The following is a 25,875-nucleotide window of genomic DNA, read 5'->3' on the forward strand; positions in this document are numbered from 1 at the left end:
GGTGGCTATCGGACGCGCACATTATTCTCTAAACTAACTTTTAGTAAGTACGCACCTTAAGGTTAGTGGCGATGGCGCAGAGCCCGAGAAACTCCCTTTCGGCAAAGCTGCAGCGCGGCGAGCTGTTTGCCGCGGACTGCCCCTCCCGCGAGGTGCTGCAGCACGTCACCAGCCGATGGGGCGTGTTGCTACTGGTGGCACTGCTCGGCGGCACGCATCGCTTCAGCGACCTCCGGCGCAAGGTCGGCGGCGTCAGCGAGAAGATGCTCGCGCAGACCCTGCAATGGCTGGAGAACGACGGCTTCGTGCTGCGTACTTCGTATCCGGTGGTGCCGCCGAAAGTCGAGTACGCACTGACACCGATGGGCATCGAGGTGGCGAAGAAAGTCGAGGTGCTGGTCGACTGGATCGAGGAGAATCTGTCGCGGGTTTTGCGGTCGCGGCCGAAAGCAGCGGCCTGATCGTTACCACCGCACTGTAGGAGCGGACCCTGTCCGCGACTGAGGCCCAGACGGCACCGTCGCGGACAGGGTCCGCTCCTACAGGGGCAGATTATTTACCGGGGTCTCAGCCAGCCCGGCGGATCGGCGGCCTATCAAATATGTGCGATTATCGGCTTTCAAGTCGTTCCTCGCACGACTGAGCCCATCCGCGCCCGTGATCCCGTAGAGGCCGGCAATCCCCCGGCCGACGTCAGCCCTCCCAGCACCACCCGACCTGTACCGGGCGCAGCCCGGCGCAGGCATGGCAAAATGGACGTCTTGTTCGCTTGGTTTTTTGTCTTGATCGACACCGCTCGCCGCCTCTCGATCGCACCAATGATGGATTGGAGCGATACCCATTGCCGCAGCTTTCACCGGCTGCTGGCGCCGCATGCGCTGCTGTACACCGAGATGGTCACTACCGGCGCGCTGCTGCATGGCGACGTCGCGCGGCATCTGCGTTATGACGCCGCCGAACATCCGCTGGCGCTGCAGCTGGGAGGCTCGGAGCCCGACGCCCTGGCCCGCTGCGCCGAACTCGCCGAGGCCTGGCAATACGACGAAGTGAACCTGAATTGCGGCTGCCCCTCGGATCGCGTGCAGGAAGGCAGCTTCGGCGCCTGCCTGATGCGCGAACCCGGGCGAGTCGCCGCCAGCGTCGCGGCGATGCGGCGCGCGACCTCGTTGCCGGTCACCGTCAAACACCGCGTCGGTGTCGACGACTGCGAGGATTACGCGTTCATGCGGCACTTCGTCGAGACCGTGGCCGCGGCCGGCTGCACGGTGTTCGTCGTGCATGCGCGCAAGGCTTGGCTGCAGGGGCTTTCGCCGAAGGAAAACCGCGAAATTCCGCCGCTGACTTACGAGCACGTCTACCGGCTGAAGCAGGAATTCCCGCAGCTGCGCATCGTCATCAATGGCGGCATTCGCAGTGTTGCCGACTGCGAAATGCATCTGGCCCAGGTCGACGGCGTGATGATCGGTCGCCAAGCCTACGAGAACCCCTATGCGTTGGCCGCGATCGACGCGGCGGTGTTCGGCACGCAAGCCGGCGCGTTGCCGACGCGCGACGAGGTGCTGCAGGCGTATCGGCCTTATGTCGAGCGCCAGCTCGCCGCCGGCACGCCGCTTAAGCACATCACGCGTCATCTGCTGGGCCTGTATCGCGGCCAGGCCGGTGGCCGCCAGTTCCGGCGCACGCTGTCGGAGCAGGCGCACAAGCCCGGCGCGGACATCCACGTGCTGATCAACGCGATCCCTGCCACAAGCGGGCCGCTGGACGCCGACGATCAGCGCGTCGCGGCATAATGCCTGCCCTGGCGCCGTGCTGAACCATCGCGCCACCACGACGACAACGGAATGCAATCGATGATGCGTCTGCTGAGTTCCCTGCTGCTGTTGATCTGCGCCGGCGGCGCGATGGCGCAGGGCGCTGCGCCGCTGAAGGTCGCAGCGGATGCCGCGCCGGTCTACGTGCGCATGGAGACCTCGCTGGGCCGCATCGTGCTGCAGCTCGATCCGCAGCACGCGCCCAAGAGCGTCGCCAACTTCGTCGGCTACGTGAAGAGCGGTTATTACGACGGCCTGGTTTTCAGCCGCGTGATCGCCGGCTTCATGGCCCAGGGCGGCGGCTACGACAGCGCTTATCGGCAGCGCAAGATGCAGCCCGCGGTGCGCAACGAGGCCGACAACGGCCTGAAGAACGTGCGCGGCAGCATTGCGATGGCACGCACCGGCATGCCGCATTCGGCGACCAGCGAGTTCTATATCAACTTCGCCGACAACACCAACCTCGATTATCCGAGCTTCGATGGCTGGGGCTACACGGTGTTCGGCCGCGTCATCGAAGGCATGGACGTGGTCGACAAGATCGAAGCGATCCCGACCGGCCCCGGCGGCCCGTTCCCGACCGATGTACCGCAGACGCCGATCCTGATCACCAGCATGAAGATCACGGACGCGCCGGCCGCTGTAGTCGCCCCGCATAACCCATAAATCCAGAAAGATAGGAACAACGAAATGTCCGATACCACCGACGTGCAGGTCCTGCTCAGCACCAGCGCTGGCGACATCACGCTGAAGCTCGACGCCGCCAAGGCGCCGAAGACCGTCGCCAACTTCGTCGACTACGTCAAAGCCGGCCACTACGACGGCCTGGTGTTCCACCGCGTGATCAAGGGCTTCATGATTCAGGGCGGTGGCTACGACGCCGAATACAACCAGAAGCGCACCAAGGCCTCGATCGAGAACGAAGCCAAGAACGGCCTGAAGAACAAGCGCGGCACGGTGGCGATGGCGCGTACCAGCGACCCGCACTCGGCGAGCAGCCAGTTCTTCATCAACCACGGCGACAACGACTTCCTCGACTACCCGGGCCAGGACGGCTGGGGCTACGCGGTGTTCGGCGAAGTCACCGCCGGCCTCGACATCGTCGACAAGATCGCCAACGTCGCCACCGGCTCGGCACGCCCGTTCGGCCGCGACGTGCCGACGACGCAGATCCTGATCAACTCCGCGAAGCTCATCTAAACGCTGTCGCGACAGCGGCAGCGCGACGCATGAGCACGCTGCTGCTGTCCGATCTGCATCTGCCGCCGCAACCGTCGGTATTGCGCGACAGCTTCATTGCGTTTCTCGACGGGCCGGCGCGTGATGCGACCGCGGTCTACATCCTCGGCGACCTGTTCGAATACTGGATCGGCGACGATGTCGGGCTGGCGGTTTATGCGGCGGAAATCGCGCATCTGCGCGCGCTGAGCAACAGCGGCGTCGCGGTGTGGGTGCAGCACGGCAACCGCGACTTTCTGCTCGGAGCCGCGTTCGAACGCGCCAGCGGCGCGCGCCTGCTGCCCGATCCCAGCGTCGTCGACATCGACGACGAACGCTGGTTGCTGACGCATGGCGACGCGTTCTGCACCGACGACGTCGCGTACCAGAAATGGCGGCGCTTCTCGCGCAATCCGCTGGCTCAGGCGATTTTTACGCGCTTGCCGCGGCGCTGGCGCGAGCGCATCGCGGGCGGCGTGCGCGGCGGCAGCCACGATGCCAAGGCCGGCAAAAGCGCGGCGATCATGGATGTCAACGCAGCGGCCGTCGCGCGCGGTCTGCACGAGGCGCAAACGCTGTATGTGATTCACGGGCACACGCATCGGCCCGCGGATCATGCGGTCGCCCGCGGCGGCGCTGGCGGCGTACGGGTGGTGCTCGCCGACTGGCGTGAGGACAGACGCGAGTATCTGGAGATCAGCGGCGGCCAGCGGCGGCGGGTCAATCTGGTTTGATACGGGAGTTGTAGGAGCGGACCCTGTCCGCGACGGTGCTCTGCAAGGCCTCGATCGCGGACAGGGTCCGCTCCTACAGGGTTCAAATGGGAAACGCCTCTCGAACGACAATGACGCCTCGACTGTAGGAGCGGGCTTGCCCGCGACCGGGTAGCGGACAGTCGCCAGCAAGCCCCGCTCCCGCCGTTACAGCATCGCGCCGACGTCCGCCGGCAACTCGCGCAGATTGAAACCCGCCTCGACCCGCGCCGGCCAGTTCACCGGCGGGCGAATGCGCGTCTGGCTGTCCGCCAGCAATTGCAGGAAGGTCGCATCCGGCTCCAGCGCGCGCTGCTCGCAACACCAGCGAAACCACTGCGTGCCGATCGCGACATGGCGCACTTCCTCGTCAAGGATCACGCGCAAAATCGCGGCCGTTTGCTGATCGCGCACTTCATTGAGCCGCGCAATCATGCCCGGCGTCACGTCGAGACCGCGCGCCTCCAGCACGCGCGGCACCAGCGCCATGCGCACCAGCACGTCGTGCGCGGTTTTCTCGGCCTGTTCCCACAGGCCGTTATGCGCCGGGAAATCGCCGTATTCATGGCCCATCGTCTGCAGACGTGCCGACAGCAACGCAAAATGCCGGGCCTCGTCGCGCGCGACGCTGAGCCAGTCTTCGTAATAGTCGTCCGGCATGCCGCCGAAACTCAGACAGGCGTCCAGCGCCAGGTTCATCGCATTGAATTCGATATGCGCGATCGCATGCACCAGCGCCGTACGGCCTTCCGGTGTACCGAGCCCGCGCACCGGCACGTCTCGCGGACGCACCAGCTGAAGACGCTCGGGACGCCCCGGCGCTACGCGAATCCGTGATTGTGTCGAATAAGAGTCGTCGTCGATGACGAGACTGGCGACGGCCGCGCATTTGGCGGCCGGATCGCAACACTGCAAGGCATGCCGCAATCGATCGAGAGCGCGGGTGGTCCCGTCGATTGCAGCTGCCATGAAACGCGTGCTGCTACGCCGGCACTACTTGCTGACGTGCTGGTTGACCAGCTTGGTCATTTCGAACATGGTGACCTGATCCTTGCCGCCGAAAACCGGCTTGAGCTTGGCGTCGGCGTTGATCGCGCGGCGATTCTTCGCGTCCTGCAGGTCATGCTTTTTGATGTAATCCCAGACCTTCTTGGTCAGGTCGGCGCGGGTGATCGGGTCGGAACCGACGATCTCGGCCAGCGCGGCGTCCGGCTTGACCAACTGCGAAATGCCGCCACGCGGAGCGGCTTTCGTGGTCGCGGTGCCGTCGACTTGCTTAGTGGCCATGCTGATCTCCTTTTTCTTAAGGGGTGAACTTTGAGGTTCAGTAACTGATTCGAATGGTGCCGCTTTCGCGGTGCGCAAGCTTACACGGGAGAGCGGCGACGTGCTCCCTCCCGGCATATCCAGGCAACGATGCCGATTGTCCCCGATCCGTATCGGACTGCGTTCAGGCCCGTTGGTTCGATCGCTGGGCGCTGGTCGCAACCCGCAGGATCGCGGCCAGCAACACGAGTTGCACCAGCAGACGGATACCGAGCAAGACTGGCGGAATGCTCGCGAACTTGTCCGCATGCTGCCACATGTAAACGTTAGCCGGGGTGACGCACAAAGTCAGCAAAAACAGCCCAAAAGCAGCGCTTTTGCGTGTCGGCCGATACAACAGTCCGGCGGCGCCGAGCAGCTCGAACACGCCGCTGACGAGCACCACCAGCCGCGCTTGCGGAACGTAGGGCGGCACGATCGAGACGAAAAATTCGGTGCCGGCGAAGTGTCCGACACCGCCGATCGCAAACCAGGCAAACACGAAAATCAGGCAGACCTTGTCTAGCACTTTGCAGCTTCCGTTCAGGGTTTCAGCGCATTGTGCAGGTCGCGAATCAGGTCCGCCTCGTCTTCCAGGCCTACCGACAGCCGGATCAGCCCCTCGCCGATACCGGCTTTTGCGCGCGCCTCCGCGCTGATGCGGCCGTGCGTGGTCGTCGCCGGATGCGTAATCGTGGTACGCGTGTCGCCGAGATTGGCGGTGATCGAGCACAGCCGCGTCTGATCGATCACTTTCCACGCGGCCTCGCGGCCACCGCGCACGTCGAACGACACGATCGAGCCAAAGCCGCGTTGCTGACGCCTGGCGAGTTCGTGTTGCGGATGCGAATCAAGGCCAGGGAAATGCACACGCTCGACCTGCGCTTGCGTAGTCAACCACTGCGCGATCCGCGCGGCATTCTGCTCGTGCGCGCGCATGCGCACTGCGAGCGTTTCCAGGCCTTTCAGAAACACCCAGGCATTGAACGGCGACAGGCAGGGGCCCGCCGTGCGCATGAAACCGAAGATGTCCTTGCCGACGCGCGTCGCGTCGCCGACGATCGCACCGCCAAGACAACGTCCCTGCCCGTCGATGAACTTGGTCGCCGAATGAATCACGTAATCGGCGCCGAGCTTCAAAGGCTGCTGAAACACCGGCGTCAGAAAACAGTTGTCGACCGCGAGCAGCGCGCCATGCGCGTGTGCGAGTTCGGCAATCGCGGCGATGTCGGCGATTTCGGTCAGCGGATTCGACGGTGTCTCCAGGAACAACAACTTCGTATTCGGCCTGAGCCCCGCTTTCCACGACGCCAGATCGGACAGATCCGCATAGCCGATTTCGATGCCGAATTTGGCGATGTAATTGTTGAACAGGTTGATCGTCGAACCGAACAGGCCGTTGGACACCAGCAGATGATCGCCGGTTTTCAACACCGTCAGGACCAGGGTCATGATCGCCGCCATGCCGCTGGCAGTGGCGACGCAGCTCTCGCCACCTTCGAGCCGCGCAAGGCGTTTTTCGAAAGCCTGTACGGTCGGATTGGTGAAGCGGCCGTAGATATTGCCGGGCTTTTCGCCGGAGAAAATCGCGGCGGCTTCGGCGGCGCTGCGGAACGTGAAGCTCGACGTCGGATAGATCGCCGGCGAATGCTCGCGCTCGGGGCTGCGCAGCTCCGCATGACGAATGCCGAGCGTGGCAAAGCCCCATTCGGAGTCGTCGATGATGTCGTCGTGTTCGGTGCTCATGGCGTCTGGTCTCTTCAACAAAGCCAAACGAGCCCGCTACAACCCGTTTAGCGAATTTGTAAAGACGGACACGCCGTCTCTATCAAGACAACGCTCCGTCCAAAAGAAAAAGGCGGGCTTGCCCGCCTTTTTCTTTAAAGCGCCCGCAATCAGGAACAAATCGGCGCATGCGGCAGTTTAGGTCTGCTGTTGCCGAGGGTCAACGCGAAAAAGACAGCGATGACAAAACCCGTTCCTCCCGAGTAGCCGCTTCAGCGGCGTTGCCGAATGTCCCGGGTAGCCCACTTGTGGGCGTATCGAGGGAGGAACGCCTGCGAGTTCGGTCCGCTCCCTCGATACGCCTTGCAAGCGAGGCTACTCGGGACGAACGGAGGCCGGTGAATGCCGCAAAAAAACAGCGGCTAACGAGCCCCCGCATTCTCCAGCTCGATCACCGACTGAGCCGCCGAACCGCGCTTGGCCTTGGCCGCGTCCGAGCGGAACAGCTCGAGCTGGTTCAGGTATTCAAGGCTGATGTCCTGGGTGATGTATTCGCCGGTGAATACCGAGCAGTCGAAGCGCTGAATGCTGGAATGCTTGTGGCGCACCGCGTCGATCAGGTCGTGCAGATCCTGGTAGATCAGCTTGTCGGCACCGAGCAGGGTTTCCAGCTCAGGAATCGTGCGGCCATGCGCGACCAGCTCGGACGCAGTCGGCATGTCGATGCCGTAGACGTTCGGGTAACGCACCGGCGGCGCCGCGGAAGCGAAGTACACCTTGCGCGCGCCGGCATCGCGCGCCATTTGAATGATTTCCTGCGAGGTCGTGCCGCGCACGATCGAATCGTCGACCAGCAGTACGTTCTTGCCGCGGAATTCGACGTCCACCGGATTGAGTTTCTGGCGCACGCCTTTCTTGCGCTGCGCCTGGCCGGGCATGATGAAGGTGCGGCCGATGTAGCGGTTCTTGATGAAGCCTTCGCGATAGTTCACGCCCAGGCGCGCGGCAACTTCGGCGCCGGCGACGCGCGAGGTGTCCGGTATCGGAATCACCACGTCGATATCGTGATCCGGCCACTCGCGCAGAATTTTTTCGGCGAGCTTGATGCCCATGCGCAGACGCGCCTTGTAGACGTAGATGTCGTCCATCACCGAGTCCGGGCGCGCCAGATAGACGTACTCGAAGATGCACGGCGACAGCACCGGATTGGCAGCGCACTGACGCTTGTGCAGCTTGCCGTCCATGTCGACGTAGATCGCCTCGCCCGGCGCGATGTCGTCGAGGAATTCGAAGCCGAGCGCGTTCAGCGCCACCGACTCCGAGGCGATCATGTATTCCTTGCCCTGAGCGCTGTCGCGCCAGCCGTAGCAGACCGGCCTGATGCCGAAAGGATCGCGGAAGCCGACCAGACCATAGCCGCTGATCATCGCCACCACCGCGTAAGCACCGCGGCAGCGACGATGCACACCGGAGACACCGGCGAAGATGTCGTCCGGCGTCAGCCGCAGCTTGCTCTGGATCTGCAACTCGTGCGCGAAAACATTCAGCAGCACTTCGGAATCGGACTCGGTGTTCAGATGCCGGCGATCTTCGGCAAACAGTTCCTGCTTGAGCTCTTCGGCATTGGTCAGGTTGCCGTTGTGCGACAGCGAAATGCCGAACGGCATGTTGGTGTAAAACGGCTGCGCCTCGGCCGAAGAACTGGCGCCGGCAGTCGGATAACGCACGTGGCCAATACCGATGGGCCCGCGCAGACGCGCCATGTGTTCGTCCTTGTTGAACACGTCGCGCACCAGGCCGTTGTCCTTGCGCAAATGCAGACGATGGCCCTCGCTGGTGATGATGCCCGCAGCGTCCTGCCCGCGGTGCTGCAGCATCGTCAGCGCGTCATACAACTCCTGATTCGCGCTTTGATGCGAGTAAATGCCGACGATGCCACACATAAAGACCTCGGGGGCGTGCCTAACGGTTTAGTTGGGTGACGAAGCAACAGGCACATCGATGATGGGGGCGGATTCCCCGGTTTCATCACCGGCCTTCAGCTCGTTTGAAAGTTGATCGGACTGCAGCTGGTCGATCCAGCGCGGCGGTATCAGCACGCGCAGGCCATCGGCCACCCATTGAAACTGATTCAGCAGCAGCGACTTCTGCCACCAGGGATCGTGTCGCGCCGGCGTGGTACCGGCGATCAGGATGAACAGGCCGACCAGCACCGCGCCGCGAATCACGCCGAAGCCGCCGCCGAGCGTGCGATCGGTCGACGACAGCGCGCTGGCGCGCATGAAGCGCACGATCAGCGCGGTGATGATGCCGCCGAACAGCAGGCCGCCGAGAAACAGCAGCGCGTAGGCCGCGGCGATGCGCACCGAAGGCACGCTGATGTAGGGCGCGAGCTTGGCCGCGGCGGCGGCGGAGAAGGCGACCGCCAGCCAGATCGCCAGAATCCAGGTCAGCAGGCCCAGCGTCTCGCGGGCAAAACCGCGAATGACGCCGACGATCGTGGACACCACCAACAGCCCCACGATGCAATAGTCCACCCAGATCATTACGTGTCCGACTCGCAGCGGTGACGTATTTTAGCACCGCTACCGCACCGGCCGTCGCCGGCACGAATAGACAGATCAGCCCAGCCGCGCCAGCAGCGCCTTCTCGACCGCGCCACGCTCGGCGTCGACCTGGACCACGCCCCTGAGGCCATCCTTGATGATGATGTCCGGGTCCTTGAGGCCGTTGCCGGTGAGGGTGCAGACCACGGTCGAGCCCGGCCTGATCTTGCCGCTGGCGATGTCGCGCAGCGCGCCGCACAGCGAGGCGGCCGAGGCCGGCTCGCAGAACACGCCGTCGAGTTCGGCCAGGTGGCGCTGGGTGTGCAGGATCTCGGCGTCGGTGATCTCGTCGAACCAGCCGCCGGATTCCTGCTGTGCGCCCCAGGCCAGATCCCAGGACTGCGGATCGCCGATGCGGATGGCGGTGGCGATGGTCTCTGGCTCGGCGACCCGGCCGCCGCGCAGGAAGGGCGCCGCGCCGGCGGCCTGGTAGCCGCACATCACCGGACGCGTGTTGGTGAGCTTGTCGCGGTTGTAGCCCTGCACCGCCAGCGGCAGCGCCTTGATCGCGGCCGTCGTAAAGCCGGCGACTTCGCTGTAGCCCATCCAGTAGGCACTGATGTTGCCGGCGTTGCCGACCGGAATGCAGTGATAGTCCGGCGCGCGGCCGAGCTCTTCGACGATCTCGAACGCCGCGGTTTTCTGGCCCTGCAGCCGGAACGGGTTGATCGAGTTGACGATGGCCACCGGCGCGGTTTCCGCGACTTCCTTGACCAGGCGCATGCCGTCGTCGAAGTTGCCGCGGATCTGCACGACCACGGCGCCATGCACCACCGCCTGCGCCAGCTTGCCGAGCGCGATCTTGCCTTCCGGAATCAGCACGAAGGCGGTGATGCCGGCACGCGCCGCGTAGGCCGCCGCGGCCGCCGAGGTGTTGCCGGTGGAGGCGCAGATGATCGCCTTGGCGCCCTCGTGCACGGCCTGCGTGACCGCGACGGTCATGCCGCGATCCTTGAACGAACCGGTCGGATTCTGACCTTCGAACTTCACGTACAGCTCGCCTTCGAAGCCCACGGCCCTGGCGGTGTTGCCGAGCTTGATCAGCGGCGTGCGGCCTTCGCCGAGGCTGATCGCGCGAGTGTCCGCGGACAGCGGCAGACGGGAGCGGTAGTGTTCGACAAGGCCGGTATAACGTGTCATTTGCGGGCTACTGTTGAGCTGCGGTTAATTCAGGAAATACTCGACGCGGAAGCGAGAGATGTCGCTGCGCACGAACGGCAGTGCGCGCACGCGTGCCAGCGCCTGGTTGAAGCGCTGCTCCGGGATTGCCGAGGTGATCACGGCGACGCTGGCGTCGGCGCCGCCATGCGGCTCCTTCTGCAGGATCGCTTCGATGCTGATGCCGAGTTCGGCGAGGATCGAGGTGATCGCCTTGAGCACGCCGGGTTCGTCGGCGACCGTGACACGCAGGTAATGCGCGCTGACGACTTCGTCCAGCGGCAGCACCGACAGTTCGCGCACCGCCGAAGGCTGGAACGCCAGCGCCGGCACGTGATGCCGCGCGTCGGAGCCGAGCGCACGTGCGACGTCGACCAGATCGGCAACGACGGCCGAAGCCGTGGCATCGCCGCCGGCACCACGGCCGTACAGACCGATCTGCCCGACCGCGTTGCCCTGCAGCAGCACGGTGTTGAGCACGCCGTCGACTTTGGCGAGCAGCCGGTCTTCGGGCACCAGTGTCGCGTGGGCGCGCAACTCCACACCGGCATCGGTGCGCTTGGCGATACCCAGATGCTTGATCCGATAACCCAGCGCCTGTGCGATCTTGATGTCCTGCGGCGTGACCTTGCTGATGCCTTCGACCGAGACCTTGTCGAAGCTCAGCGGCATGCCGAAGGCAATGCTGGCGAGGATCGTCAGCTTGTGCGCGGCGTCGATACCTTCGACGTCGAAGGTCGGATCGGCTTCGGCATAGCCGAGACGCTGTGCATCGGCCAGCGCGTCTTCGAATGCCTGACCCTTTTCGGTCATCTGCGTCAGGATGTAATTGCAGGTGCCGTTGATGATGCCGGCCAGCGCCTCGATGCGATTGCCGGCAAGGCCTTCGCGTATCGCCTTGATCACCGGGATGCCGCCGCCGACGCTGGCTTCGAACGCGACCATCACGCCCTGGCGCTGCGCGGCTTCGAAAATCGCGTTGCCCTGCAAAGCGAGCAGCGCCTTGTTCGCAGTGACCACCGGCTTGCCGCGCTCCAGGGCCGCAAGCACCAGCTCCTTGGCCGGCGACAGGCCGCCGATCGCTTCGACGATGACGTCGACATCGGCCTGCGCCGCGATCTGCATCGGGTCGGCGACGATCTCGATGCCCGCCAGCGACACGTCGCGCGCACGCGACACGTCACGCGCCGACGCATGCGTGACGACCACCGGGCGGCCAACGCGCCGCGCGATTTCCTCGGCGTTTTTCTGCAGGATGCGGATCACGCCCTGCCCGACCGTACCCAGGCCGAGCAGGCCGACACGCAGCGGCGCGGCGCTCACGGCGCACCTGCCGGCGCCGCGGGCGGGCCTTTCTGCAGCAGCCGCTTGATCCCGCGGACCGCCTGACGCGTGCGGTGTTCGTTCTCGATCAGTGCGAAGCGCACGTGGTCGTCGCCGTAATCGCCGAAGCCGGCGCCGGGCGACACCGCGACCTTGGCCTCGCTGAGCAGCAGCTTGGCGAATTCGATCGAGCCCATCGCGCGGAAGGCTTCCGGAATCTTCGCCCAGATGAACATCGTCGCTTTCGGCTTGGTCACGTTCCAGCCGATCGAATGCAGGCCTTCGACGAGCACGTCGCGGCGCTTGCGATACATCTCGGTGATCTCGGCGACGCATTCCTGCGGGCCTTCTAGCGCGGCGATCGCGGCGATCTGGATCGGCAGGAACATGCCGTAGTCCAGGTAGCTCTTGATCCGCGCCAGCGCCGCGACCAGGGTCGGATTACCGACCATGAAGCCGACGCGCCAGCCGGGCATGTTGTAGCTCTTGCTCAGCGTGAAGAACTCGACCGCGACGTCCTTGGCACCCGGCACCTGCATCACGCTCGGCGCCTTGTAGCCGTCGAACACGATGTCGGCGTAGGCCAGGTCGTGGACCAGCCACATTTCGTGTTCCTTGCAGATCGCGACCGCCTTCTCGAAGAAATCCAGTTCCACGCACTGCGCGGTCGGATTGCCCGGGAAGTTCAGGATCAGCATCTTCGGCGCCGGCCAGCTTTCCTTGATCGCGCGCTGCAGTTCTTCGAAGAAGTCGACGTCCGGCGTCATCTTGACGTGACGCACGTCGGCGCCGGCCAGCACCACGCCGTAGGGATGAATCGGGTACGCCGGGTTCGGCACCATCACCACGTCGCCCTGACCGAGCGTCGCGAATGCAAGGTGAGCCAGGCCCTCCTTGGAGCCGATCGTGGCGATGACTTCCGAGTTCGGATCCAGATCGACGTCGTAGCGGTTCTTGTACCAGCGCGCCATCGCCCGGCGCAGGCGCGGCACGCCCTTGCTCAGCGAGTAGCGATGCGTGTGCGTGCCGTCTTCGTCGATCAGCTCGGGGCGCACGTAGTCGCTGTCGGTGCCGCGCACCGCCGCTTCCACCAGCTTGTCGACGATGTGCTTGGGCGTCGGCTGGTCCGGGTTGCCCATGCTGAAGTCGATGATGTCCTCGCCCCTAGCTCGTGCTGCGGCCTTCAGGTCACCAACGATGTTGAAGACGTACGGCGGCAGGCGCTGGATGCGCGGAAAGTTGGCTTTCACGACACTCGCTTTAGGTGGTAGACGGGAACAGGTTTTTGCGGTTTGCCGGTCAACGGGCACGCAAAAGGGCGCGTATTATCGCCCGGGGGCCTCAAAAAGCTAGCTGTTTCACCATCGCGCGGCTGAGGCCTTCGGCGTCACTATCACGACTCGAGCCAGAGCATTAAAGGCTATCCCTGAATCCGTAGGCAATGCATAGCTTTTAAAAGCTAGATATCTCATCAAAATTATATTCTTTATTTTTTGATTCAATCCGAATTGGCCCCTTATAAATCTTAGCGAACTGCATTTGGCCCCTCTGAATTGTCGTATCGAAGCGTGGGTATTGACGACATACGACGAGGCCAGCCAACTTTCCGTTTCGCAGCCCCTTTTCGGTCAAATATATAGCGCTAGCCAAAATTTGATCGATCGCGTGCTTCACATCTTTGCCCTTCAACTCAACAATTACATCTGCAACGCTACGCCGAGAAACCACCCAATCGGCAGCTGTCTGATTTTTTACCAAGCAGCCATCCATTTGAGTGCGAATAAATTCGAGCCGCCTTTCGTTTAGAAACGTAGCTTTTCGCCCATTCTCCTCGACCTTGATCTTCGTTGCCTTTGTTACCGAGAAGCACGCATTTTCAGCCATTCTCAGTCTCAATAGCCAACAATCTGGTGAATTCTTCGCTAATATCCCCAGATACATGATCTAAGTAACTGCCATCGATTAAACCATCATCATCAATTATTGAGAGCAACTCGGATTGATGGATGCAATAAGCCTGCGTCGCTCCCGCAGGAACCCAACTTGTGGGCCTTACGATTTCGGCTACAGATCTTTGATACCTTTCTCCTAACTGTGCGATCGACGCAGCCTTTATTAGATTGTTAATCTTAGCAAGTACATAAGGACTATGCGTAGTAAGCACCATGTCTAATGAATTGGTAGCGGAAAACGTAAGACTAGCCAAGACTTCGACAAGATGGCTTTGAGCAAGCGGGAAAAGGTGGGCCTCGGGCTCCTCAATAAAGACGAGCCTTTTTGCTCCCCTTCTGCCGGATAGATAATCCAAAACCACCCATAAAGGCATTAATTCTTGCTGCCCAGATGAAAGCGCCGAAAAAGGCACTTTCCTACCATCACTGGCCTCAATGTAGTTATTCTCCCGCCCCCATACAATTTTTCCTCCCAAAATGCTCTCAAGTTGCTTTTGATTACTGGCATTTCTGCGAGCGCTGCGTTCCGCTGAACTTATAAAAAAGCGACGATCCCTGAGATTTGCAAACAATCTACCAAAAGACAAAATTATTGGATCTAGAATTCCGCCATTCTCAAAAACAGCCAGTGCCTTCCCCACACTAGTAAAGAAAGCTCGACCTGCAGGTATAAAGGTCTGAGCCTGAACATGATCCTGCCCTAGTTCGGCAGCAATTCGCTTCTCAGCAGCCTCCCTCACAGTCCAAATTCCGTCAAACTCGTCGGCGGAATTAGAGTTTCTTGTTCTCTCAACGCTATGTTTTATTGCATCCAATGAGTCCTTATATTGCCCTTCAAAAAAAGGCGATAATGTTATTCGCATATTATCCGACAAAATCTGATTACGTTCGACGCGAGTCATCCGTACGTGGAATGCACCCGCCTCGAATTCAATACAAAATCTCCGATTCCCCCATGCGCTGACCGGAAATAATTCTTTAAACCGTATCTTGATGTGCTCCTTGAATGAACGGATGTCACCTCCGTCCTCTAGGACTTTGTACTGCTCAAGCAACAAATCTTGAAAAAAATAAGTCAGTTTCGACAGGACACTCTTGCCACTTCCCTGGGGTCCAATAATTACGGTCAGCCGACCAAGAATAAGCTCAGCTCGGTCAACACAAGAGAAATTTTCAACTGTTAGACGCCTCACTGAGCGACCTCATCCGTTTGTTAAGTCCTGATGCATCCAGTATGGCTGCATAGCGACACGTGTGCTGCCCCGGAAATGCCCTACTATTAATGCAAGGTTACAACGAATGCCAGCGTTTTCAAGGCATTGACGAAACAGCGGCGCTAAGATGAGCCACGATAACTGACGCGCCAGATCTTCCCCGCCATGTCGTCCGAGATCAGCAGCGAGCCGTCGGGCAGCGGCAGCACGTCGGCCGGGCGGCCGCTGACCTGCTCGTCCTGCAGCCAGCCTTCGACGAAGGGCTGCTGGCCGACCACCTTGCCGTCTTCGATCATCACTCGCTGCACCCGGTAGCCGTTCTTCTTGCTGCGGTTCCAGGAGCCGTGCAGCGCGACGAAGACGTTGCCACGGTAGCCGGCCGGGAACATCGTGCCGCGGTAGAACGCCAGGCCCAGCGGCGCGACGTGCGGGCCGAGCAGCGCCGCCGGCGCCTTGGCGGCGGTGCAGCTGCCGAGCTTGCCGAACTCCGGATCGGCGATGGTGCCGGCATGGCAGTAAGGGAAGCCGAAGTCCTCACCCGGCCTGTCGAGCACGTCGAGTTCGCAGTCCGGTGTGTCGTCGCCGAGCATGTCGCGGCCGTTTTCGCCGAACCAGAGCTTCTGGGTCGCCGGATCCCAGTCGAAACCGACGGAGTTGCGCACGCCGCGCGCGACCACCTCCCAGTTACGGCCGTCGGCGTCCATGCGCGTGATCGTGCCGAACTGCAAGGTCTTGCCGTCGCGCTTGAACGTGTCCAGCTTGCAGACGTTGCACGGCGCGCCGATGGCGAGGTAGAGCTTGCCGTCGGGGCCGAAGGCGATGTAGCGCCAGCCGTGATGGCTCTTGTCCGGCAGGTCGTCGCGGACCTTGACCGGCTTCGGCGGCGCCTCCAGATGCTGCTCGATCGCCGGCAGCTTCCATATCTTCTGGATCTCGGCCACATACAAGGCGCCGTCGTGGAAGGCGATGCCGCTGGGCATGTTCAGGCCCTCGGCCAGCACGGTGATCCTGTCTGGACGGCCGTCGCCGTCGGTATCGCGCAGCGCGTAGACCTTGCCGGCGCTGCGGCTGCCGACGAACAGCGTCCCCTGGTCGCCGAGCGCCATTGCGCGCGCATTCGGTACGTCGCCGGCCCAGACCTCGACGCTGAAACCGGGCGGCAGCTTCAATGCCGGCACCGCCGGCGTTTCGGCCTGAAGGGAACCACTCGTCGATACCAGCATCGATATCAGGGCGACTCGTGCGCCGCGCGGCAAATTCATAGACCTTCCCTATCTCTGAAATAACTTAACTTCGTTGGCCCTATCGGGACCCGATCACTAGAATGCCGGTCTGCATCGGCCAGCCGCTGCACCGGACACCTTCAAGGAGTAACACGATGAGCGTATTGGTCAACCGTAGCGCCCCCGATTTCACCGCCGCCGCGGTGCTCGGCGACGGCAGCATCACCGAGAATTTCAAGCTGTCCGACCTGCGCGGGAAGTACGTTGCGCTGTTCTTCTGGCCGCTGGACTTCACTTTCGTCTGCCCGTCGGAAATCATCGCGCACGAGAATCGCCGCAAGGCCTTCGAGGAGCGCGGCGTGCAGCTGGTCGGCGTGTCGATCGACAGCCAGTTCACGCATTACGCCTGGCGCGCCACGCCGGTGGAGAAAGGTGGCATCGGTGAAGTCGGCTTCCCGATGGTCGCCGACGTCAATCATGAAATCGTCCGCGCCTATGGCGTCGAACATGCGGACGGCGTTGCCTTCCGCGCGACTTTCCTGATCGACAAGAACGGCATCGTGCAGAGCCAGCAGGTCAACAACCTGCCGCTGGGCCGCGAAGTCGACGAGCTGCTGCGCCTGGTCGATGCGCTGCAGTTCACCGAGCAGTACGGCGAAGTCTGCCCGGCCGGCTGGAAGAAGGGCCAGGAAGGCATGAAGCCGACCGCCGCCGGTGTCGCGCAATACCTGGCCAAACACGCCAGCGAGCTGTAAGCCTTATGGGCGGGAGCCGTGTGCGCTCCCGCTCTGCCAATCGAATCGAGCCAGCCTCACCAAAACAAGAGAAACATCATGAGCACGGTCACCAACAGTCACCATCGCCTGGTCATCCTCGGCTCCGGCCCGGCCGGCTACACCGCCGCGGTCTACGCCGCACGTGCCAATCTCAAGCCGACCCTGATCACCGGCCTGGAGCAGGGCGGCCAGCTGATGACCACCACCGAGGTCGACAACTGGCCCGGCGACGTCGAAGGCCTGATGGGCCCGGCGCTGATGGAGCGCATGCAGAAGCACGCCGAGCGCTTCGAAACCCATTTCGTCTATGACCACATTCACGAAGTCGATCTGAAGAACCGGCCGTTCAAGCTGCGCGGCGACCAGGGCGAATACACCTGCGACGCGCTGATCATCTGCACCGGTGCCAGCGCCAAGTATCTGGGCATTCCGACCGAGCAGGAATTCCGCGGCAAGGGCGTCAGCGCCTGCGCCACCTGCGACGGCTTTTTCTACAAGGGCCAGGACGTGGCCGTGATCGGCGGCGGCAACACCGCGGTCGAAGAGGCCTTGTATCTGGCCAATATCGCCAACAAGGTCACCGTCGTACATCGCCGCGACAAGTTCAAGGGCGAGAAGATCCTGCACGACAAGCTGTTCAAGCGCGTCGCCGAAGGCAAGGTCGAAATCCTCTGGGATTCGCATCTGGAAGAGGTGCTCGGCGACAGCTCGGGCGTGACCGGCATGCGCGCCAAGAACATGAAAACCGGCGAGAGCCGCGACATCGCGCTGAAGGGCGTGTTCATCGCGATCGGCCACCACCCGAACACCTCGATCTTCGAAGGCCAGCTGACGATGGATGGCGGCTACATCAAGGTGCAGGGTGGCACCCATGGTGTCGCCACGCAGACCAGCGTCGAAGGCGTGTTCGCGGCCGGCGACGTGATGGATCACATCTATCGCCAGGCCATCACCAGCGCCGGCACCGGCTGCCAGGCGGCACTCGACGCCGAGCGTTATCTGGACAAGCTCGACTCGCAGAGCTGAAACGCGGCGACACCGTGCCGATGTAGGAAAAAGCCCCGCGATGCGGGGCTTTTTCTTGGTCGTTGCGTTCAGGTTCGCGACATTTCGCATTTGGCAAGTCTTGTCAAAACCCGCCCGTACCGGCAGCCTTCGGTGATCGCGCGTATCCCGCGCTCCTAAGAATCCCGCATCGATGAAGATGAAGCTCTACTGCAGCCCGACGTCGCCGTATGCGCGCAAGGTCCGGGTGGTAGCCGCAGAGCTGGGACTCACCGACCTGATCGACGAGATCAACGTCGATCCGCATTCCTCTCCGGCCGAGCTGCTGGCTGTCAATCCCTTGTCGAAGATTCCGGTGCTGGTCACCGAGCGCGGCGAGACCCTGCCCGATTCCAGCCTGATCATCGAATACCTGCTGACCCGCGGCCGCGGTGTGACCGGTCTTCCCCGCGGAAGCAAACGCTGGTCGGCTTTGCGTTGCGAGAAGATCGCCAACGGGATTATTGATGCAGCGGTAGCCACGGTGATGGAGAAACGACGCCCCGAAAGCATCGTCTACACCGCCTACCTCGACCGGCAGGCCGCGTTGATCGCACGCTCGCTGGAAATACTCAACACCGAGACTTCGGGCTTCGAACCCGAGGCGCCGAGCATCGTCGAAATCAGTGTCGGCGTCGCGCTCGGATATCTGGATTTACGCATGCCCTATCTGGAATGGCGCAAGTCGCACGAGGCGCTGGCGAACTGGTACACCGGCTTTGCCCAGCGGGCTTCGATGGTCCGCAGCCAGCCGCCCGTGGTATAGGGTTTTGCTGCTCCGTCGTGTTGCAGCGCCGCTGCTGCTGTCGCTGTTGTTTCTGACCGGTTGCGCGAACTTCGGTCATCGCGCGCCGCCGGCCGAAATCAGCGAAACCCGCCGCGAAATCGTGCTCGAAGCCCTGGGCCAGATCGGCCGGCCCTATGTCTACGGCGGCACCACGCCCGAAGGATTCGATTGCAGCGGCCTGGCGCGCTATGTCTACGCGCAATCCGGCGTCGACATCCCGCGCTCGACCAGCGAGCAGCACGCCTTCGGCAAGATCATCGACCTCGACGAAGCCCAGCCGGGTGACCTGCTGTTCTATCGATTTTCACGGGGCGCAAAAGTCGATCACGTGGCGATCTACCTCGGCGAAGGTCAGGCCGTACACGCGCCGGTCAATGGCAGGAAAGTGCTGGTCGCCAGCGTCTCCGATCCGTCGTGGACCAAGCGCTTCGTCGATGCGGTGCGGGTGATTCCGTAAGCATCCTGATTTGTAGGAGCGGGCTTGCCCGCGACTGGTGCCCGACCGGCACAATCGCGGGCAAGCCCGCTCCTACAGCTGCAGAAACATGGGACAGGCGTGACCCGCCGTTTCGTTTCGCGATAGCTAGCCCAGCAGAATCTTGCTGCCGCCCTGCCCCAGGATCAGCTTGTTGAGGCGCTTGACGAAGCCGGCCGGGTCTTCGAGCTGGCCGCCTTCGGCGAGCACCGCCTGGCCGTACAGAATCTCGGCCAGATCGGCGAACGCGGTTTCGTCGCCCGAGGTTTCCTTCAGACGTTCGACCAGCGGATGCTCGGCGTTGAGCTCGAGAATCGGCTTGATGTCGGGCGCGCTTTCGCCCGACTGCTTGAGAATTTCCAGCAGCTGACGCGACAGGCCATGTTCCGGCGCCACCAGGCACGACGGCGACTCGGTCAGGCGAGCCGAAACACGCGCGCTGGCGATACGCGAATTCAGGGCTTTCGGCAGCAGCTCCAGCACCTGCTTGAATTCGGTCTCGTGACGCGCCTTGTCGGCCGTCTCGATCTTGCCCGCAGCTTCCGCATCGCCCCGCGCGGCGGATTCGAGCTTCTTGCCCTGGTATTCGGTCAGATGGCCGACGACCCATTCGTCGATGCGATCGGACAGCAGCAGCACCTCATAGCCGGCCTTGCGGAAGCCTTCCAGATGCGGGCTGTTGCGCAGCGCGCTCGGCGATTCGCCGGTGAGGTACAGGATCTTTTCCTGGCCTTGCGGCATGCGCGCGACGTATTCGTCCAGCGACACGCTCTGCGCGTCCGGCGTCGTCGTGCTGGCAAAGCGCAGCAGCTTGGCGATGCGCTCGCGATTGGCGTTGTCCTCGACGATGCCTTCCTTCAGCACCTTGCCGAACTGTGTCCAGAACGTCTTGAAGTCGTCGGGCTTGTTCGCGGCCAGATCGTCGAGCAGATCGAGCACGCGCTTGACCAGCGCCGCGCGGATCTTGTCGACGGTGCGGTTGCCCTGCAGGATTTCGCGCGACACGTTCAGCGGCAGGTCGCTGGTGTCGACCAGGCCGCGCACGAAGCGCAGATACGGCGGCAGCAGTTCGGCCGCGCGATCCATGATGAAAACGCGCTTCACGTAGAGCTTCACGCCGCGCTGCTGCTCGCGATCCCACAGGTCGAAAGGCGCGCGTCGGGGGATGTACAGCAGCGAGGTGTACTCGAGGTTGCCTTCGACTTTCTGATGCGTCCAGGCCAGCGGCGGCTCGTAGTCGTGGCTCAGGTGCTCGTAGAAGCTCTTGTAGTCGTCCTCGGAGATTTCCGACTTCGGCCGCGTCCACAGTGCGCGCGCCTGGTTGATGGTCTCCGGCTCGCCTTCGCTCTTGACCAGCTTGATCGGCAGGCCGATGTGATCGGAATACTTGCGCACGATCTCGGACAGGCGCTCGTCTTCGAGAAACTCCTTCTCGTCGTCACGCAGATGCAGGATCACTTCGGTGCCGCGCTCGGCCTTGTCGCCGGCCTCGATCGTGTATTCGCCTTCGCCGGTCGATTCCCAGACCACGGATTCGGTCGAGTCGAAGCGCCGCGTTTTCACGGTGACGCGATCGGCGACGATGAACGCCGAGTAGAAACCGACACCGAACTGGCCGATCAACTGCGCGTCCTTGGACTGGTCGCCGGACAGTGATTCCATGAACTTCTTGGTGCCGGAGCGCGCGATCGTGCCGAGATTGTCGACCACGTCCTCGCGCGTCATGCCGATGCCGTTGTCGCGCACCGTCAGGGTGCCGGCGAACTTGTCGGGAATCAGCTCCACTGCCAGCTCGACGTCGCCAACCGCTTCCGGGTTCTGCGTCGCGGTGAAGCGCAGCTTGTCGCAGGCATCGCTGGCATTGCTGACCAGCTCTCGCAGGAAGATTTCCTTGTTCGAGTACATCGAGTGGATCATCAGGCGCAGCAGCGAGCGCGTTTCGGCCTGAAATTCGTGGCGTTCGGCGGTCATGTTCTAAACGGTCTCCTAAATCCAAAGAATCAATGTGCTGCGATTGATGGGGCTGTAACCAACACGTTCAAGTAGCCCGGGTGAAACCCGGGATGGCGCGATCAGCAAAGCCCCCTGGTTTCACCCGGGCTACGCCGCAATCGATTGCCGGCGAAACCGCATCAACGCAAAAAGCCCGCGCCGGCAAGCCGGGCGGGCCCTTGTCAGCCATCAGTGAGAGCGGCAGCCAGGGTCTGGCCGCCAGCGGCTCAGCCCAGCTTTTCCTTGATGCGAGCGGCACGGCCCTGCAGGTTGCGCAGGTAGTACAGCTTGGCGCGGACGACGTCGCCGCGGCGCTTCACGGAGATTTCGGCAACCTGCGGGCTGTAGGTCTGGAACACGCGTTCCACGCCTTCGCCGTGCGAGATCTTGCGAACCGTGAACGCGGAGTTGATGCCGCGCGAGCGCTTGGCAATGACCACGCCTTCGAAAGCCTGCAGACGCTCGCGGTCGCCTTCCTTGACCTTGACCTTGACTTCAACGGTGTCGCCCGGGTTGAACGCCGGAACCACCTTGCTCATCTGCTCGGCGTCGATCGCCTGAATGATCTTGCTCATGCTCATGTCTATCTTCCTACTCGTACAACTGCTCGGTAATGATTTCACGGAGCAGTTTGATCTGTTCCGCATCCAACTTCAGTGAATCCAGCAAATCCGGACGCCGCAACAGCGTGCGTTCCAGACCCTGCTTGCGACGCCAGCGACGAATCGCCGCGTGGTCCCCGCTCATCAACACTTCCGGCACCGACTGCCCGCGCCAGACTTCCGGCCGCGAATAGTGCGGATGGTCGAGCAACCCGTCCGAAAACGAATCACTCGCTGCCGACTGCTCGTGTCCCAGCACCCCCGGCAACAGCCTGGCGATACTGTCGACCAGCAGCATCGCTGCCAGTTCGCCGCCGCTGAGCACGAAATCACCCACCGACAGCTCCAGATCGATTTGCGGTGCGACCCGCTCGTCGATCCCTTCATAACGACCGCAAACCAGAATCAAACCCGGCTCGCGGCTCAGACGCTCCGCCCAACTCTGATCGTAGCGCTCGCCCTGCGGCGACAGACTGACGACCTTCGCCTCAGGCCCGATCGCGGCCTTGGCCGCATCGATCGCCTGAGTCAGCGGCTCGGCCTGGATCACCATGCCCGGTCCGCCGCCATAAGTGCGCTCATCGACACGACGCCAGCGGTTCCCGCTGAAATCGCGCAGCTGCCTCATCGACAACTGCAGCGCACCCTGCTCGACCGCCACCCTCGGCATGCCGAACGATCCGACCTGTTCCACCAGCTCCGGAAACAGCGTCAGCACCTCGATTTTCATCTTGTTGATCCGGCAATCGGCTCAGCGCGTTCAACCCGCTGGCGCGACGTGACAGATCGACTCCTTCTACCGCTACCGACGATTGCCGGATCAATCAAACCATTCTGTCGCTTTTGATTTTTGAGATGGCATGCCATCTCAAAAATCCGGCTGCCAGTCGGCAACGATCAGACCCTGATCCAGATCGACCGACTTGATGATCGGCCCCTTCACGAACGGGATCAGCCTTTCGACTTCGCCGTCCTTCAACACCATGACATCCTGCGCGCCGTTGCTGGTCATCTCGACGACCCTGCCCAGCTCGACGCCTTCCTCGTTGCGAACCAAGGTGCCGACCAGATCGAACCAGTAATACTGGCCCTCTTCCGGCTCCGGCAGCTCGTCACGATCGACCTGGATCTCGGCGCCGATCAGTGCGGCGGCGACATCGCGATCGTCGATCGGCCTGCCCTGCTCGTCGCTGATCTGCGCGACCAGACCGTCGCCGTGCATGCGGCCTTCGATCAAGGTGGCCTCGAATTCACGGCCCTGATGAAACAGCCACCAGTGCGGGTAATCCAGCAGGTTTTCGATGGGCCGGGTGGATGAGCGCAGCTTCACCCAACCCTTGACACCGTAGACGCCGGCGATGCGGCCCAGAACCAGCCGCCGCACGGCGTACTCCTGACCTTGGACCTTAGGCGGCCGGAACGGCAGCCGGCGCGGTCTTCACCAGAAACGCAACGCGCTCGGAGACCTGCGCGCCGTTCTTGGTCCAGTGATCGACGCGGGCCAGGTCGAGCACCAGCTTCTGTTCGCCACCGGTGGCGCTGGGGTTGTAGTAACCCAGGCGCTCGATGAAACGGCCGTCGCGCGAGCTACGGCTCTCGGTCGCCACAACGTGGTAGAACGGGCGCTTCTTGGCGCCGCCGCGAGCCAAACGAATCTTTACCATGCCTAAATCCAGCCTCTTGGAACATCGAGAATCACGCGGATGACCCGGGTCCGGGCCATCGAAGGGCGCGTATTGTAGCCGCTCCTGCGCAAATGTGAAGCTAATGACACAAATAAGTGTCGAGCGGCTTCCCGAACGCGCCCGCCGGGCGCCGCATCCGGCCTACTTGGGCTTGGCCAGCAGGCCCAGAATCCGGTCCTTGACCTCGGCGGTGTAGCCACTGCCGTAGCCGGCGTAGATCATCCGCACCCGGCCGCTGCGATCCACCAGATAGGCCGACGGCAGCCGCCACAGTTTATAGGTCTGGATGGCGATGCCGATCTGGTCGGCAACCACCGGAAAATCGACCTTGACCCGCTCCAGGAAGCGCCGCGACTTGGCGACCTCGTTGTCCGTTGCCACCGACAGGATTTCGAAATCCTGCGCGTAGCCTTCGGCGAACAGCTCGTCGCGCATCTTGTTGAGTTCGGGCATCGACTCCAGGCACGGCCCACAGTACGAGGCCCAGAAATCCACCAGGACGACCTTGCCGCGCAGCGTGCTCAGCCGGGTTCCGACGGGCCCCTGCAGCACGATGCCGGCGGCTTCGGGTGCCAGGTCGCCGATGCCGACGACGAAGGGCTTGGTGGCGTGGGCGGCGCTGCTGGTCAGTAGTGCCAAAGCGATGAGGGCAGTGCGCGCGATCCTCATTTGAAAGAGCGCCTTTTCGTGACGCCACCACCACCCTCCGTTCGTCCCGAGTAGCCGCTTGCGGCGTATCGAGGGATCCAAGTGCACTGGATCCCTCGATACGCCCGCTGAAGCGGGCTACTCGGGACGAACGGAGGGTGGTGGATGCCGCTCATTCTCTAAGGCTGGTGCGCTACGCGAATCAACGCCGCGGCATCATGCCCGGCGGCAGGCGCCCGGCGAGCCCGCGCATCATCTTCGCCATGCCGCCGCTCATGACCTTCTTCATCATGTCGCGCGTGGTTTCGAACTGGCGCATCAGCTTGTTGACGTCCTGTACCTGCACGCCGCTGCCGGCGGCGATGCGGCGCTTGCGCGAGGCCTTGATCAGATCGGGGAACTTGCGCTCCTGCGGCGTCATCGAGTTGATGATCGCGATCACCTTGCCCATTTCCTTGCCGGTGTTGACGTTCTTCATCTGCGCCTGGATCTGCGCGCCGCCGGGCAGTTTCTCGATCAGCGATTCCATGCTGCCCATGTTCTGCACCTGCTGCATCTGCTCGCGGAAATCCTCCAGGTCGAAGCTCTTCTTGCTCTTGAGCTTGTTGGCGAGCTTGGCGGCTTTTTCGGCGTCGACTTTCTTCGCGGTCTCTTCGATCAGCGACAGCATGTCGCCCTGACCGATGATGCGATTGGCGATGCGGTCCGGGTGGAAGACTTCGAGCTTGTCGGACTTCTCGCCGACGCCGAGGAACTTGATCGGCCGGCCGGTGACCTGGCGCACCGACAATGCGGCGCCGCCGCGCGAATCGCCGTCGATCTTGGTCAGGATCACGCCGGTCAGCGGCAGCGCGTCGGCGAAGGCACGCGCGGTCTTGGCCGCGTCCTGGCCGGTCATCGAGTCGACGACGAACAGGGTTTCGACCGGGTTCAGCGCGGCATGCAGCTGCGCGATCTCGGCCATCATTTCCCGGTCGACCGTAGTGCGGCCGGCGGTGTCGACGATCAGCACGTCGGCGTACTGCTTGCGCGCATGCGCCAGCGCCGCGTTGGCGATCGCCACCGGCGACTGGCCGACTTCTGACGGAAAGAATTCGACGCCGACGCCGGCGGCGACGATGCGCAGCTGCTCGATCGCGGCCGGCCGGTAGACGTCGCAGGAAACGACGATGACATTCTTCTTGTCGTCCTCCTTGAGGCGCCGCGCCAGCTTGCCGGTGGTCGTGGTCTTGCCCGAACCCTGCAGGCCGGCCATCAGGATCACCGCCGGCGGCTGCGCCCGCAGGTTCAGCGGCTCGGCGGTGCCGCCTAGCGTCGCCGTCAGCTCGCTCTGCACCACGCGCAGGAAGGCCTGGCCCGGCGTCAGCGAGGTGGTGATCTCGGCGCCGAGCGCGCGCTCCTTGACCTTGTCGATGAAGTCCTTGATCACCGGCAGCGCGACGTCGGCTTCCAGCAGCGCCATGCGCAGCTCGCGCGCGGCGGCGCTGATCTGCTCTTCGGTCAGGCGGCCCTGCCCGCGGATCGAATCGAGGACGCGGGTCAGCCGGGAGGTCAGATTCTCGAACACGGTTTAAGTCTT

The 25,875-nt window shown here is 62.7% G+C and carries 28 protein-coding genes; 9 read left to right on the plus strand and 19 right to left on the minus strand.

The annotated features are described in order from the left end of the window. The first annotated feature begins 71 nt into the window (after nt 1-71). From ACQZF9_RS11435 to ACQZF9_RS11455, 5 genes are all read left to right on the plus strand, one after another. Nucleotides 72-461, plus strand: a complete 390-nt coding sequence (locus ACQZF9_RS11435) for a winged helix-turn-helix transcriptional regulator (protein ID WP_428309100.1) — start codon at nt 72-74, stop codon at nt 459-461. Between the two features lie 291 nt (nt 462-752). Further along, nucleotides 753-1,790, plus strand: a complete 1,038-nt coding sequence (dusA, locus tag ACQZF9_RS11440; protein ID WP_428309101.1) for a tRNA dihydrouridine(20/20a) synthase DusA — start codon at nt 753-755, stop codon at nt 1,788-1,790. 60 nt (nt 1,791-1,850) lie between these two features. Continuing rightward, a complete protein-coding gene (locus ACQZF9_RS11445; RefSeq protein ID WP_428309102.1) occupies nt 1,851-2,477 on the plus strand; it encodes a peptidylprolyl isomerase in 627 nt (208 codons plus the stop codon). A 24-nt stretch (nt 2,478-2,501) separates the two neighbouring features. Further along, nucleotides 2,502-3,011, plus strand: a complete 510-nt coding sequence (locus ACQZF9_RS11450) for a peptidylprolyl isomerase (protein ID WP_428309103.1) — start codon at nt 2,502-2,504, stop codon at nt 3,009-3,011. A 29-nt stretch (nt 3,012-3,040) separates the two neighbouring features. After that, a complete protein-coding gene (locus tag ACQZF9_RS11455) occupies nt 3,041-3,763 on the plus strand; it encodes a UDP-2,3-diacylglucosamine diphosphatase (protein WP_428309104.1) in 723 nt (240 codons plus the stop codon). 186 nt (nt 3,764-3,949) lie between these two features. Here the strand turns inward: ACQZF9_RS11455 and ACQZF9_RS11460 are convergent, their stop codons facing one another. From ACQZF9_RS11460 to ACQZF9_RS11515, 12 genes are all read right to left on the minus strand, one after another. Then, nucleotides 3,950-4,750 (minus strand): ferritin-like domain-containing protein, encoded by an 801-nt coding sequence (locus ACQZF9_RS11460; protein ID WP_428309105.1) that lies wholly within the window; start codon nt 4,748-4,750, stop codon nt 3,950-3,952. Nucleotides 4,751-4,774: 24 nt separating this feature from the next. Continuing rightward, nucleotides 4,775-5,068: an SWIB/MDM2 domain-containing protein gene (locus tag ACQZF9_RS11465; protein WP_428309106.1), complete on the minus strand. Its 294-nt coding sequence runs from the start codon at nt 5,066-5,068 to the stop codon at nt 4,775-4,777. Between the two features lie 163 nt (nt 5,069-5,231). Beyond that, on the minus strand, nt 5,232-5,615 hold the full coding sequence (locus ACQZF9_RS11470; RefSeq protein ID WP_428309107.1) for a DoxX family protein: 384 nt from the start codon (nt 5,613-5,615) through the stop codon (nt 5,232-5,234). 14 nt (nt 5,616-5,629) lie between these two features. Then, complete coding sequence (locus ACQZF9_RS11475; RefSeq protein ID WP_428309108.1) at nt 5,630-6,832, minus strand: O-succinylhomoserine sulfhydrylase; 1,203 nt, start codon at nt 6,830-6,832, stop codon at nt 5,630-5,632. A gap of 401 nt (nt 6,833-7,233) precedes the next feature. Further along, a complete protein-coding gene (purF, locus tag ACQZF9_RS11480; RefSeq protein ID WP_428309109.1) occupies nt 7,234-8,754 on the minus strand; it encodes an amidophosphoribosyltransferase in 1,521 nt (506 codons plus the stop codon). A 27-nt stretch (nt 8,755-8,781) separates the two neighbouring features. Then, nucleotides 8,782-9,357 (minus strand): CvpA family protein, encoded by a 576-nt coding sequence (locus ACQZF9_RS11485; RefSeq protein WP_428309110.1) that lies wholly within the window; start codon nt 9,355-9,357, stop codon nt 8,782-8,784. A gap of 75 nt (nt 9,358-9,432) precedes the next feature. After that, nucleotides 9,433-10,557, minus strand: coding sequence for a threonine synthase (gene thrC, locus ACQZF9_RS11490; RefSeq protein WP_428309111.1), 1,125 nt, complete (start codon nt 10,555-10,557; stop codon nt 9,433-9,435). Nucleotides 10,558-10,581: 24 nt separating this feature from the next. Continuing rightward, complete coding sequence (locus ACQZF9_RS11495; protein WP_428309112.1) at nt 10,582-11,898, minus strand: homoserine dehydrogenase; 1,317 nt, start codon at nt 11,896-11,898, stop codon at nt 10,582-10,584. Next, on the minus strand, nt 11,895-13,148 hold the full coding sequence (gene alaC / locus ACQZF9_RS11500) for an alanine transaminase (protein ID WP_428309113.1): 1,254 nt from the start codon (nt 13,146-13,148) through the stop codon (nt 11,895-11,897). The genes ACQZF9_RS11495 and alaC overlap by 4 nt, the downstream gene beginning before the upstream one ends. Nucleotides 13,149-13,350: 202 nt before the next feature. After that, nucleotides 13,351-13,782, minus strand: coding sequence for a hypothetical protein (locus ACQZF9_RS11505; protein WP_428309114.1), 432 nt, complete (start codon nt 13,780-13,782; stop codon nt 13,351-13,353). Continuing rightward, nucleotides 13,775-15,043 (minus strand): AAA family ATPase, encoded by a 1,269-nt coding sequence (locus ACQZF9_RS11510; protein WP_428309115.1) that lies wholly within the window; start codon nt 15,041-15,043, stop codon nt 13,775-13,777. The genes ACQZF9_RS11505 and ACQZF9_RS11510 overlap by 8 nt, the downstream gene beginning before the upstream one ends. Before the next feature lie 143 nt (nt 15,044-15,186). Continuing rightward, nucleotides 15,187-16,326: a PQQ-dependent sugar dehydrogenase gene (locus ACQZF9_RS11515; protein WP_428309116.1), complete on the minus strand. Its 1,140-nt coding sequence runs from the start codon at nt 16,324-16,326 to the stop codon at nt 15,187-15,189. A gap of 116 nt (nt 16,327-16,442) precedes the next feature. Here ACQZF9_RS11515 and ACQZF9_RS11520 point away from each other — a divergent pair, with 116 nt between their 5' ends. From ACQZF9_RS11520 to ACQZF9_RS11535, 4 genes are all read left to right on the plus strand, one after another. Further along, nucleotides 16,443-17,042: a peroxiredoxin gene (locus tag ACQZF9_RS11520; protein ID WP_428309117.1), complete on the plus strand. Its 600-nt coding sequence runs from the start codon at nt 16,443-16,445 to the stop codon at nt 17,040-17,042. Nucleotides 17,043-17,120: 78 nt separating this feature from the next. Next, nucleotides 17,121-18,089 carry a thioredoxin-disulfide reductase gene (trxB, locus tag ACQZF9_RS11525; protein ID WP_428309118.1) on the plus strand — a complete coding sequence of 323 codons (969 nt, stop codon included), beginning with the start codon at nt 17,121-17,123 and terminating at the stop codon, nt 18,087-18,089. A 172-nt stretch (nt 18,090-18,261) separates the two neighbouring features. Next, nucleotides 18,262-18,873 carry a glutathione S-transferase family protein gene (locus tag ACQZF9_RS11530; RefSeq protein ID WP_428309119.1) on the plus strand — a complete coding sequence of 204 codons (612 nt, stop codon included), beginning with the start codon at nt 18,262-18,264 and terminating at the stop codon, nt 18,871-18,873. Nucleotides 18,874-18,877: 4 nt separating this feature from the next. Next, entirely contained in the window at nt 18,878-19,351 is a 474-nt protein-coding gene (locus ACQZF9_RS11535; RefSeq protein WP_428309120.1) for a C40 family peptidase, read from the plus strand. A gap of 126 nt (nt 19,352-19,477) precedes the next feature. Here the strand turns inward: ACQZF9_RS11535 and htpG are convergent, their stop codons facing one another. From htpG to ffh, 7 genes are all read right to left on the minus strand, one after another. Further along, a complete protein-coding gene (htpG, locus tag ACQZF9_RS11540; protein ID WP_428309121.1) occupies nt 19,478-21,340 on the minus strand; it encodes a molecular chaperone HtpG in 1,863 nt (620 codons plus the stop codon). Nucleotides 21,341-21,588: 248 nt separating this feature from the next. Then, nucleotides 21,589-21,936, minus strand: a complete 348-nt coding sequence (rplS, locus tag ACQZF9_RS11545; RefSeq protein ID WP_428309122.1) for a 50S ribosomal protein L19 — start codon at nt 21,934-21,936, stop codon at nt 21,589-21,591. Nucleotides 21,937-21,952: 16 nt separating this feature from the next. Next, on the minus strand, nt 21,953-22,693 hold the full coding sequence (gene trmD, locus ACQZF9_RS11550) for a tRNA (guanosine(37)-N1)-methyltransferase TrmD (protein ID WP_428309123.1): 741 nt from the start codon (nt 22,691-22,693) through the stop codon (nt 21,953-21,955). A gap of 138 nt (nt 22,694-22,831) precedes the next feature. Beyond that, a complete protein-coding gene (gene rimM / locus ACQZF9_RS11555) occupies nt 22,832-23,347 on the minus strand; it encodes a ribosome maturation factor RimM (RefSeq protein WP_428309124.1) in 516 nt (171 codons plus the stop codon). 22 nt (nt 23,348-23,369) lie between these two features. After that, complete coding sequence (gene rpsP, locus ACQZF9_RS11560) at nt 23,370-23,627, minus strand: 30S ribosomal protein S16 (RefSeq protein WP_428309125.1); 258 nt, start codon at nt 23,625-23,627, stop codon at nt 23,370-23,372. 162 nt (nt 23,628-23,789) lie between these two features. After that, nucleotides 23,790-24,287, minus strand: a complete 498-nt coding sequence (locus tag ACQZF9_RS11565) for a TlpA family protein disulfide reductase (RefSeq protein ID WP_428309126.1) — start codon at nt 24,285-24,287, stop codon at nt 23,790-23,792. 211 nt (nt 24,288-24,498) lie between these two features. Further along, nucleotides 24,499-25,863: a signal recognition particle protein gene (gene ffh / locus ACQZF9_RS11570; RefSeq protein ID WP_428309127.1), complete on the minus strand. Its 1,365-nt coding sequence runs from the start codon at nt 25,861-25,863 to the stop codon at nt 24,499-24,501. Nucleotides 25,864-25,875 lie beyond the last annotated feature (12 nt).

The sequence above is a fragment of the Hydrocarboniphaga sp. genome (assembly GCF_965279055.1).
Lineage (GTDB): Bacteria > Pseudomonadota > Gammaproteobacteria > Nevskiales > Nevskiaceae > Hydrocarboniphaga.

What these genes read in the sequence shown, in the direction of transcription:
- trxB (WP_428309118.1), top strand. Translation starts at nt 17,121, where the DNA reads ATGAGCACGGTCACCAACAGTCACCATCGCCTGGTCATCCTCGGCTCC.
- ACQZF9_RS11460 (WP_428309105.1), bottom strand. Translation starts at nt 4,750, where the DNA reads ATGGCAGCTGCAATCGACGGGACCACCCGCGCTCTCGATCGATTGCGG.
- rplS (WP_428309122.1), bottom strand. Translation starts at nt 21,936, where the DNA reads ATGAGCAAGATCATTCAGGCGATCGACGCCGAGCAGATGAGCAAGGTG.
- ACQZF9_RS11450 (WP_428309103.1), top strand. Translation starts at nt 2,502, where the DNA reads ATGTCCGATACCACCGACGTGCAGGTCCTGCTCAGCACCAGCGCTGGC.
- htpG (WP_428309121.1), bottom strand. Translation starts at nt 21,340, where the DNA reads ATGACCGCCGAACGCCACGAATTTCAGGCCGAAACGCGCTCGCTGCTG.
- ACQZF9_RS11505 (WP_428309114.1), bottom strand. Translation starts at nt 13,782, where the DNA reads ATGGCTGAAAATGCGTGCTTCTCGGTAACAAAGGCAACGAAGATCAAG.
- ACQZF9_RS11515 (WP_428309116.1), bottom strand. Translation starts at nt 16,326, where the DNA reads ATGAATTTGCCGCGCGGCGCACGAGTCGCCCTGATATCGATGCTGGTA.
- ACQZF9_RS11475 (WP_428309108.1), bottom strand. Translation starts at nt 6,832, where the DNA reads ATGAGCACCGAACACGACGACATCATCGACGACTCCGAATGGGGCTTT.
- ACQZF9_RS11455 (WP_428309104.1), top strand. Translation starts at nt 3,041, where the DNA reads ATGAGCACGCTGCTGCTGTCCGATCTGCATCTGCCGCCGCAACCGTCG.
- ACQZF9_RS11530 (WP_428309119.1), top strand. Translation starts at nt 18,262, where the DNA reads ATGAAGATGAAGCTCTACTGCAGCCCGACGTCGCCGTATGCGCGCAAG.
- thrC (WP_428309111.1), bottom strand. Translation starts at nt 10,557, where the DNA reads ATGACACGTTATACCGGCCTTGTCGAACACTACCGCTCCCGTCTGCCG.
- purF (WP_428309109.1), bottom strand. Translation starts at nt 8,754, where the DNA reads ATGTGTGGCATCGTCGGCATTTACTCGCATCAAAGCGCGAATCAGGAG.
- rpsP (WP_428309125.1), bottom strand. Translation starts at nt 23,627, where the DNA reads ATGGTAAAGATTCGTTTGGCTCGCGGCGGCGCCAAGAAGCGCCCGTTC.
- ACQZF9_RS11435 (WP_428309100.1), top strand. Translation starts at nt 72, where the DNA reads ATGGCGCAGAGCCCGAGAAACTCCCTTTCGGCAAAGCTGCAGCGCGGC.
- ACQZF9_RS11485 (WP_428309110.1), bottom strand. Translation starts at nt 9,357, where the DNA reads ATGATCTGGGTGGACTATTGCATCGTGGGGCTGTTGGTGGTGTCCACG.
- ACQZF9_RS11520 (WP_428309117.1), top strand. Translation starts at nt 16,443, where the DNA reads ATGAGCGTATTGGTCAACCGTAGCGCCCCCGATTTCACCGCCGCCGCG.
- ACQZF9_RS11445 (WP_428309102.1), top strand. Translation starts at nt 1,851, where the DNA reads ATGATGCGTCTGCTGAGTTCCCTGCTGCTGTTGATCTGCGCCGGCGGC.
- dusA (WP_428309101.1), top strand. Translation starts at nt 753, where the DNA reads ATGGACGTCTTGTTCGCTTGGTTTTTTGTCTTGATCGACACCGCTCGC.
- trmD (WP_428309123.1), bottom strand. Translation starts at nt 22,693, where the DNA reads ATGAAAATCGAGGTGCTGACGCTGTTTCCGGAGCTGGTGGAACAGGTC.
- ACQZF9_RS11465 (WP_428309106.1), bottom strand. Translation starts at nt 5,068, where the DNA reads ATGGCCACTAAGCAAGTCGACGGCACCGCGACCACGAAAGCCGCTCCG.